The 6,338-nt window shown below is 54.0% G+C and carries 6 protein-coding genes; 4 read left to right on the plus strand and 2 right to left on the minus strand.

The genetic code is table 11. The annotated features are described in order from the left end of the window. Nucleotides 1-7: 7 nt before the first annotated feature. Complete coding sequence (locus MV985_RS08175; RefSeq protein WP_297465161.1) at nt 8-1,000, plus strand: class I SAM-dependent methyltransferase family protein; 993 nt, start codon at nt 8-10, stop codon at nt 998-1,000. 66 nt (nt 1,001-1,066) lie between these two features. Here the strand turns inward: MV985_RS08175 and MV985_RS08180 are convergent, their stop codons facing one another. Both MV985_RS08180 and MV985_RS08185 read right to left on the minus strand, forming a co-directional pair. Further along, nucleotides 1,067-2,392 (minus strand): TldD/PmbA family protein, encoded by a 1,326-nt coding sequence (locus MV985_RS08180; RefSeq protein WP_297465155.1) that lies wholly within the window; start codon nt 2,390-2,392, stop codon nt 1,067-1,069. Nucleotides 2,393-2,402: 10 nt separating this feature from the next. Next, complete coding sequence (locus tag MV985_RS08185) at nt 2,403-3,770, minus strand: TldD/PmbA family protein (protein WP_297465157.1); 1,368 nt, start codon at nt 3,768-3,770, stop codon at nt 2,403-2,405. A 1,328-nt stretch (nt 3,771-5,098) separates the two neighbouring features. Here MV985_RS08185 and MV985_RS08190 point away from each other — a divergent pair. From MV985_RS08190 to MV985_RS10170, 3 genes are all read left to right on the plus strand, one after another. Then, nucleotides 5,099-5,479: an ATP-binding cassette domain-containing protein gene (locus tag MV985_RS08190; protein ID WP_297465159.1), complete on the plus strand. Its 381-nt coding sequence runs from the start codon at nt 5,099-5,101 to the stop codon at nt 5,477-5,479. Further along, a complete protein-coding gene (locus tag MV985_RS10165; protein ID WP_366085361.1) occupies nt 5,452-5,655 on the plus strand; it encodes a hypothetical protein in 204 nt (67 codons plus the stop codon). Before MV985_RS08190 ends, MV985_RS10165 begins: the two co-directional genes overlap by 28 nt. A gap of 92 nt (nt 5,656-5,747) precedes the next feature. Next, complete coding sequence (locus MV985_RS10170; RefSeq protein WP_366085364.1) at nt 5,748-6,134, plus strand: hypothetical protein; 387 nt, start codon at nt 5,748-5,750, stop codon at nt 6,132-6,134. Nucleotides 6,135-6,338 lie beyond the last annotated feature (204 nt).

A 6,338-nucleotide genomic window follows, 5' to 3' on the forward strand; every position in this document is an offset into this window, starting at 1 on the left:
CCCACCGATGCTCGCCGTAAGAGTCCCCAAGAAAGAGGCCGAAAAGATCAGGAGGAAGCTCCTCGAACTCGGCGTCCTGGCTAATGGCTACTCCATAAAACGGGAAGGAGGCTTTGTCCTCTTCCCTGTTACAGAACCCCTTGATAGTTTTGAGCTCGTCGAGGCAGAGTTCGAGAAGCTGGAGAATAGACCCCATAGCTACCGTGAGGTCGTTGAAGTTCCAGAGGAGCTCAGGCCACTCCTCCCGAGTTCCTTCGACATCATCGGAGACATCGCGATAATCGAACTCCCAGAGGAGCTGATGCCCTGCGGAAGAGCCATCGGTGAGGCCATTCTAAAAGTCCACAGGCACATAAAGGCGGTCTTCGCCAAGGGGGGCAAAGTTGAGGGCGAGTACCGCGTGAGAGAACTCATCCACCTCGCTGGCGAGAACAGGACTGTGACGATACACCGGGAGAACGGGATAAGACTCAGGATTGACGTTGCCAGGGTTTACTTCTCGCCAAGGCTCGCCACCGAGAGGATGAGGGTTTTTGAGAGGGCGCAACCGGGGGAGATAGTTTTCGATATGTTCGCCGGCGTTGGGCCCTACTCGATACTCCTCGCTAAGAAGGCCAGGCTCGTCTTCGCGGTTGATCTAAACCCCTGGGCAGTTTGCTACCTCGAGAAGAACGTACGCCTGAACAGGGTCAACAACGTCATCCCGATCCTCGGCGACGTGAGGAAGGTCGCCGGAAAAATAAAAGCAGACCGCGTCATAATGAACCTCCCAAAGTTCGCCGACCGCTTTTTGAGGGAGGCGATGCTGAGCGTCAGGCCTGGCGGGACAATCCACTACTACGGCTTCGGCCCCGAGGAGGATCTCTACTCCGAGCACGAGGCGATGATAAGGGCCATTGCCAGGGAGCTCGGCCTCACGGTTGAGTTCCTCGATCGGAGAAAGGTGCGCCCCTACGCGCCGAGGCAGTTCAACATTGCAATTGACTTCAGTGTGAGGTGACGTTTCCCACAAAACACTCCTTTTTAAAGCGATTTCCTGTAGAGAAAACGGGGAGAGAAAAGGAAATCACTTCCCCGCTATCCTCACGCCCTCGAACTTTATGTGCGGCGTCGTCATTGTGTTCATGAAGGGCATAACCGTCTGCTCCTTCGTTACCTCGCTCGCCTGTTGCAGGAGCCCGTAGACGTTTCCAGCGACTAGGAACACGCTCGCGCCCTTCACCTCGCCGTCCTCGATGAGGAACGCTGGATTGGCGGTTACCGCGAAGTTTCCGTTGTCCGGGTTGCTCGAGTGTGCCCCCTGGAAACCGTCCACGAAGTAGCCGCGCTCGATTTCGCCTATTAACTCCTCAAGGGAGCGCTTTCCGTTCTCTATAACAACGTTGTGGAAGCCGATGTTTATGCCGCCGCTTCTCAAATCCCTCTTCCCGTTTCCTGTGCTCTCCGTTCCGTAAACCTTCGCCCAGTAGTTGTCCCAGACAAAGCCCCTGAATGTTCCGTTCTCGATGAGGACGTTTTTCCTTGTAGGTACGCCCTCACCGTCCGCTATGACCGGCTCAAGCGACAGGGGGTGAAAGGGATCGTCGTAAAGGGTTATGACGTCGCTCGCTATCTTCTCCCCGACCTTTCCAAGGAGAGGGGTGGTTCCCTTGACCAAGCGCTCACCGCTGAAGGCCGGAAGGAGCGCGTAGCTGAAAAGCCCGGCAATCGCCCACGGGCCAAGGATTACGGGCACTTCCTCGTTTCTGCTGGCTTTAACGCTGTAGGCCCACTTGACCTTCTGGACGGCCCTCTCGACTATCCCCTCGACGTCGAGGTTTAAATCTCTCCTCCCATCGAAGTCGAAGATGCCTGGTGTAACGACCTCGCCCTTTCTCCCTACAAGCTCGAGGTACATATAGGCGGCACCACCCTCCTGGAAGACGTCAATCCCGTGGGAGTTGACGATATGCCTCTCCTCCCATGAGACACCGCCTGCCCCCCCGGCGACAACAGCGTGGGGGTCCTTCTCGCGGGCGAGGGCAATCGCCTTAACAAGCTTCTCGACGAGTGTATCGGGGGAGGCCTCCTTAAGCTCGTAGTTCGGCTTTGGAGCTTCGCGGTATTTCCCTGGCTCTGGAAGGGAGACCCAGTTCTCGTCTCTGCTGTTGAGTTCTGCCATCTTTGCCGCCTGCTCTATCGCCCCCTTAACCCTCTCGGGCTCGTCGCTGTCCACTATCGCCAGACCGAGGCGCTTGTCCTTAATTCCGCGGATTATCGTTATTGCTTCGCTCCTCGTTGAGGCCATCGAAATCTCGTTGAGCTCGACACTCGTGCTGACCTCCCGCGAGCGGTAAAGGGCAATCTCGACCTCATCAAAAAACTTCTCGGCGTAGCGAAGGAGGTTCTCCATATTTACCACCTCATCCAATGAGTATTCCCCCGTCGAAGCGCATGTGCGGACCGCCGGAGCTTACAAATGCAATCTGTCCCTTTCCACAGAAGCCGACCTCAAGGCCGAAGTCTTTGCCAACGGCTGAAATCTTCTTGAGGGCCTCGATTGCAACGCCGGTAATGGAAGTGTCCCTTATCGGCTCCGCTATCTCGCCATTTCTAATCACGTAGCCCTCCTGGATTCCAACCTGGAAGGCCGAGTTGAGCTGTGCCTGACCTCCGCGGAAGTCAACGACGTAGTAGCCGAACTTGATGTCCTCTATCAGCTCCTCGAAGGAGTGGTCACCGGGTTCAAAGACCGTATTGCGCATCCTGATTATCGGCGGGTAGCGGTAGCTCTCGGCTCTGGCGTGGCCGTTCGGCTCCATGCCCCACTTGTGGGCATACTCGCGGTTGAGCATTATCTCCTTGAGGATACCGTTCTCGATTATGTGGATGTCCTTGACCGGAACGCCCTCGTCATCATAGCGGTCGTTTCCAAAGCCTCCCTCAACTATGCGCTCGCTCATCGTGACATACTCCGGGGCTATCTGCTTCCCTATGAGATCCTTGAAGGGCGAGTTTATGGTTAAATCAGCCTCTGCCAAGTGGCCCAAAGCTTCGTGGGCTATGATTCCAACGACTATTGGGCCCGCAACAATCGGCCACTCACCGCGCTTTGGAGCTACTCCTTTCAGCTGGCTGTGCATCTTTCTGAGGAGTCTCCGGGCAACCTTCTCGTTGGGTTCCCTCTCGGTCATGAGCTCCCAGCCGTAGTCAACTGAACCAATGCTGTCCCTCACCATCGCGAGCTTCCCGTCGGCCTTTCCCGTGACGTAGGTTCCCTGGTAGAGGTAGTTGTAGTCCCATTCTATTTCCGTTCCCTCGTTGGTGAGAAGGATCTTCCTTCCTCCTCCGTCCTCGTAGCGTATCTGGACGCTCTTAACGGCTTTGTCCTCTTTGAGGAGCCTCTCAAGCTCCCTCAGGTGGCCTACCTTCTCCCCTATGTCAACCTCCCTCGGCTTGATCCTCATCTTGCTCTCAACGAAGTCCTGAACCGGTTCTATCTCCGCCAGCTGGATTTTCTCCTTCTTTGTCTGGGCCGCCGCCCTGGCCAGCTTGTAGGCTTCTTCGATCTTCTTCTCAAGGTTTGAGAGGTCGCTCGTCGAGGCGAAGCCCCATGCTCCATCGGCCAGGACTCTTATGGCAACGCCCCTGTGGAGCTTTCCTGTAAAGCTCGTGAAAACACCATCCTTGAGACCGAGCGTTGTCTTCCTAAGGTCTTCATAGCGGAGCTCTATGTATTCAGCCTTCAGGTTTTCCTCAGCCCACTCAAGGGCCCTTTCAAGTGCCTCCATGGTTACCACCGTCTATGTATGTTCGCTAACGACTGGAAGGCGACTTATAAAAGTCTTTTGAGTGCTTCGATGTGGGCCGAAAGGAAAACTTCATCTATTACATTATTAACCAAACTATAGCCTGTAATATTAGAATTAAATGTGCCAAATTTTAGTTTCCTTTAAGCAGAAGCTTTATATATCGCAAATATATCGTAACTTGTGACAAGTTAATAAACAATCAGATTGGGGGGTCAATGAAAAGGCGTGCATTGTTGGCCGTACTCGTGGTATTGCTCCTGATTGGAGCGTATGGTGCTTATGTGGTTAGCTACCCAAAGTACTCAGAAGTCAGGGGCTGCGTGAACCCATTTGCAGTTACAAAACCCGTGAGTAGTGTTCAGAGAACCGGTCTGAAGTTCATGTGTTTTTTAAGCTTGTAACGAGTAGAGACTTCTGGAAGCTGGCCAAACCGTGGCAGGCCAACTATTCCCACGTTAAGGTTGTTAGGCACGGGGACTCTTGTGGAAGCTCATGCTTTGATCACTAACGGGCATACAATCCCTCTTAACTCATGCTCTCGCGAATGCAACAGTATCAGTGACTGTGGGTTCTTAGAGCGTTGTGAATCATACCCATGCCATACTGACTGGAATTGTGCTATTAGATGCTGTTTGACGGGGGAAATGGAATTTATACAATACCGTGTGCTATCCATTGTTCCGAGACCGGCACGAGATGTGTTCCTATAACACCAGGCCCCTAAAGGAGGCAGGGACATGAAGGCTCTAAAATTCCATTCACTGATCTTAGCGTTCCTCTTCGCGGGCTACTTTATTTACCTTCGGAATATCTACACTTTCCACGTTGTCGCGACAATGGCCTTTACTGTAGCATTGCTGATCTACGGGGTTCCAGTTGTCCTCATTCAGTTTACAAGGAACTCCGGACACTCTATTACCACGGGGGTGCTTCTTGGAACGCTCTGAGAGTTCATCATTGCGGCTTTTGCAAAAGTGCATGCGTTCCCGGCGTGGGAGAGCTTCCTGCTGGCGGGGATCGGCGGAGCCCTCACAACGGCCTTTCTTGCGTTTGTGCGACAAGGGAAGGAAAAACGAAATGAAAATTCTGTGGAAGCCCAAACATGAAACCGGATGTCACAAGTGTCCGCCACAGTGAACCCCTGGATTGAGGTCTTTGTAGTCCTCGGCATCTCTCTCCTTATCTTTTGTACTCTATAAAACGAATGAACGCCCCCAGAGCTGGTCTGAGCCCTTCCACCGTGAAGGGGCACCTGAGGAAGGGCTTGAAGAAGGTAGGTCGAGAACGTTAGGAAGTACTACGGCGATGTGAGGAGCGTTGACGGGCTCAGCTTGTCGGTGGAGGAGGGGGAGGTCTTCGGCTCCCTCGGGCCGAACGGCGCCGGAAAAACAACAATGGTCAAAATCCTTGTGAAGATAATCAAGGACTACGAGGGTACCGTGAGGTCTTCGGAAAGGATCTCAAGGAGTGGGGAAAATGGCCACCACAACAAAATCGGCGTGTCCTTCGAGTTTCCCGCCGTCTATTCGAAGCTAACCGCCCTGGAAAACCTGGAGTTCTTCGCGAGCTTCTACAAAAGGACCCCGATCCGGTGGAAGTCCTCAAGATGGTCGGGCTTGAAAGCGAGGTGGATAAACTCGTCTCCGGCTTCTTCAAGGGCATGGAGATCGATCTCGTCATTGGTGTGAGGGGCTACCTCTATCCCCTCTACCTCCTGGTTGCGCTCGCCTACGGTCTCATGCTCCTCGCCTTCCCTGAGCGGTACCTTCCAGCGGTGGTGCCGATATTCCTCGTCCTTGAGCCCCGCCTCGTCAGCTTCATGTTCGTCGGGACGGAGATATTCGCCCAGAAGAAGCACGGGTGATCGGGGCCTTGGCCGTAACCCCGATGGAGTGAAGGAGCTACATTCTCGCAAAAACACTGATTTTAGGGGTTGAGTCAGTAATCGGGGCCGCTATGATACTCCTCATCGGCACGCGCTCCCTCGCCGGGTTGCCCTACGTCCTCTCCGGGGCCTTCCTCGCTTCAGTTACCTACACGCTCCTCGGCCTGGGCATCTCTGCTCCCTACCGCGACCTGGACGATTACTTCATGCCGATACTCGGCGCCATGGTGGTCTCACACCCTCCCTTCGCCCACTATCACGGCTACCTCAGGGGAAATCTGAAAGGTCCTTTACGCCGTTCCAAGCTACCCGGTGTTCTACTTCTTCAAAGCTCCCTTTGTGGATGTTTTAACGGATACACTGGTGAAGTCGGGAGCGGCTTTAGTTGTGGGGAGGGTGTTGCCTGTTACTTCGCTAAAATAAGGTTCTACAAATACGCCGTGGAGGGGTTGAGATGAGCTTTGTGAAAAAGGGACAATTTACTGGACGGATATCAAGCTTCTCAGGAGGGACCCGATGCTCCTCTACAGCGTGGCGATGACGCTGGCACTCCTCTTAATCGTCCGCTACTTCAAAGACCGCGTTGGCGTTTACTACCCCCTGCCGGCCCTCCTGATGATGATATTCATGCCAACGATATTCGGCATGATTCCCGGCTTCAT

Origin of the sequence: Thermococcus sp. (assembly GCF_027012695.1) — an archaeon.
GTDB lineage: Archaea > Methanobacteriota_B > Thermococci > Thermococcales > Thermococcaceae > Thermococcus.

Coding starts and splice junctions, on each gene's coding strand:
- MV985_RS08175 (WP_297465161.1), top strand. CDS start 8: ATGCTCGCCGTAAGAGTCCCCAAGAAAGAGGCCGAAAAGATCAGGAGG.
- MV985_RS08180 (WP_297465155.1), bottom strand. CDS start 2,392: ATGGAGAACCTCCTTCGCTACGCCGAGAAGTTTTTTGATGAGGTCGAG.
- MV985_RS08185 (WP_297465157.1), bottom strand. CDS start 3,770: ATGGAGGCACTTGAAAGGGCCCTTGAGTGGGCTGAGGAAAACCTGAAG.
- MV985_RS10165 (WP_366085361.1), top strand. CDS start 5,452: ATGGAGATCGATCTCGTCATTGGTGTGAGGGGCTACCTCTATCCCCTC.
- MV985_RS10170 (WP_366085364.1), top strand. CDS start 5,748: ATGATACTCCTCATCGGCACGCGCTCCCTCGCCGGGTTGCCCTACGTC.